Origin of the sequence: Vibrio genomosp. F10 str. 9ZD137 (assembly GCF_049974785.1) — a bacterium.
GTDB lineage: Bacteria > Pseudomonadota > Gammaproteobacteria > Enterobacterales > Vibrionaceae > Vibrio.
Window position 1 is genome coordinate 1 of sequence record NZ_JBNGCJ010000254.1, and the last position, 2,212, is coordinate 2,212.

Sequence of the window (2,212 nt, forward strand, 5' to 3'; positions counted from 1 at the left end):
ACAGGTATGAACAATGACTAAAGATGGCCCATTCGGCTAATTAACCAGAATCGGCCCTAGCGCTCGCCCGCCGACTAAGTGCATATGGATATGGTAAACCTCTTGGCCTCCATAAGAGTTACAATTCATAATAAGGCGGTAACCGTCTTGATCTATCCCTTCTTCTTTAGCCAGTTTTTTTGCAACAGTAAACAAACGGCCCATAACGAGTTCATCTTCTGCCTCAATATCATTTACCGTCGGAATGAGCTTATTCGGAACAATCAAAACATGGATTGGCGCTCTAGGGTTAATGTCTCTAAATGCTGTAACCAACTCGTCCTGATAAACGATGTCTGCAGGAATTTCTTTATCAATGATCTTTCTAAAAATGGTTTCTTCAGCCATTAGGCACTCCAATTGCAAGTATGTTATTGATTACTAATATAAAGTGGGAAAATTGCCTTTCAGTATGAGCCAAGCACGTAAAAAGCTCAATAAAAACTCCAATTCCCAAAAATGAAATTGACTTAACAAATATGACAAAGAATTTGACTCCAAATCTATTTTTGTCTTGTCTATCAATAAATGTACACCTTATCCTCCATACAATAATGACTATTTTGTTAGTCTTTTTTGGCCTTTGGTCATTTTTATTATTTTGGAGAGAAGCATGAAAGGATCGGTCATTAGGCGTATGTATGGTGGATTTACCCTCATCATTATCATGTTTGCCGTTATTACAGTATTAATGCTGAATGGCATGAGCCAAATCCACACAAACTTTGAATCGGTATCTAAAGTGTCTCTACCTTTGGTATCGACATCCAACCAAACAGCGGTGCAACTGCTCTCTGCTGATAAGTCGTTTAAAGACTTTCTAACCACCCAAAATACCGATCGTATGGCAGCAATGCGCGAAGAGTTTGGCCTGGCGAAAGAGCGTTTTTCTGCAACACTCATGCAACTGCAAGAAGCCAGTGCCAACCAAAGCACGCTCGCCGATAGCATTGAACAGCTAAAAGCGATGGAAGAACGCTATTTCTCTGAAGCAGCAGAAGCCATGGACAACTATGAAGCCATGTTTGCAGCACAAGCTCAAGTACAGCAATCAACACGTCAGTTCCAACGTCTTCATTCTGAACTCAGCGCAGGAATGAAAGAGTACGTTGATGATCAAAGCAGTATTTCTGTCAAAGTCATGGCAAAAAGCTACTTCATCAAATTGAAAGACGCTGAAGTCATTACCTCTGATGCGCTTGCAAGCTCAGATGTAGAGTTTGTGAATAAAGCCGTCAATAAAAATAAGAAAGCGGTCACTCACTTAAACTACGCATTTCGCGGGCTAACTACACAGTTGCCGGAACTTAAAAAAGCCTTCCAAGAGTCGGTTGATAATTTCAGCCGTGATGTCGGTAAGAAAGGTGGAGTATTAGATCAGCATAATAGCTATTTGCTCGCCAAAGCGGCTCTTTATGACAACATAGGTAACCTCGCGATTGAGGTCGATAATGCCATGGCTATTTTGGATACATTCAATGGTGTTGCCTCTGACAAGTTAAACGCATCATTAACAGAAGCGGGCGATGTTTATGACCAGGGTGTCATCAAAGCGGTGATCATTTGCGCTATTGTGGTTATTTTTGCAACCGCTATCGGGTACCACATTGCCCAAAGTGTTCGAGAGCCACTGACTCGTATTTTAAAGACGCTTGAAAGCTTGACCGAAGGTGACATGACGCAACGCATTGATATTCGATACAACAATGAATTCAGCCGAGTGAGTGGTCATATCAACTCGTTGGCGGATAACCTCCACAATGTCCTTGTTGAATTGAATGATGCGTCTGACAACCTAACCAGTACCGCCAATACAAACCAAGCAACCTCTAGTCACGCTCAGGGGCAATTAAGCTCACAGCGTGAACAAACCTCTAACGTTGCAACAGCAATGACAGAGATGGCGCACTCGGTACAAGAAGTCGCACAAAGCGCACAGAGTTCTCAGAAAATGGTTCAGCAAGTGGAAACCGCGTCAGACTCTGGCAGACAAATCATGAGCACCAATATATCAACCATCAATCAATTAGAATCTCGTCTCAATGAGTCGGTTGATGCCGTGGGTGAATTACAGAAAATGAGCAGTCAAATCGGTTCTATTTTGGATGTTATTCGCAATATCGCTGAGCAAACCAATCTTCTTGCATTGAACGCGGCAATCGAAGCCGCTCGA

The 2,212-nt window shown here is 42.4% G+C and carries 2 protein-coding genes; one reads left to right on the top strand and one right to left on the bottom strand.

Going from position 1 to position 2,212, the window contains the following annotated elements; all coding sequences use genetic code 11:
- Positions 1-36 precede the first annotated feature (36 nt).
- Entirely contained in the window at positions 37-387 is a 351-nt protein-coding gene (locus ACP45E_RS04120) for an HIT domain-containing protein (protein WP_017033856.1), read from the bottom strand.
- Between the two features lie 265 nt (positions 388-652).
- On the opposite strand from ACP45E_RS04120, the gene ACP45E_RS04125 reads away from it, so the two are divergent.
- Positions 653-2,212, top strand: a 1,560-nt coding sequence (locus ACP45E_RS04125) for a methyl-accepting chemotaxis protein (protein ID WP_017037016.1), incomplete at its 3' end; no start/stop codon positions are given.

Excerpts from the sequence above, each read along its gene's own strand:
- ACP45E_RS04120 (WP_017033856.1), bottom strand. The coding sequence starts at position 387 with ATGGCTGAAGAAACCATTTTTAGAAAGATCATTGATAAAGAAATTCCT.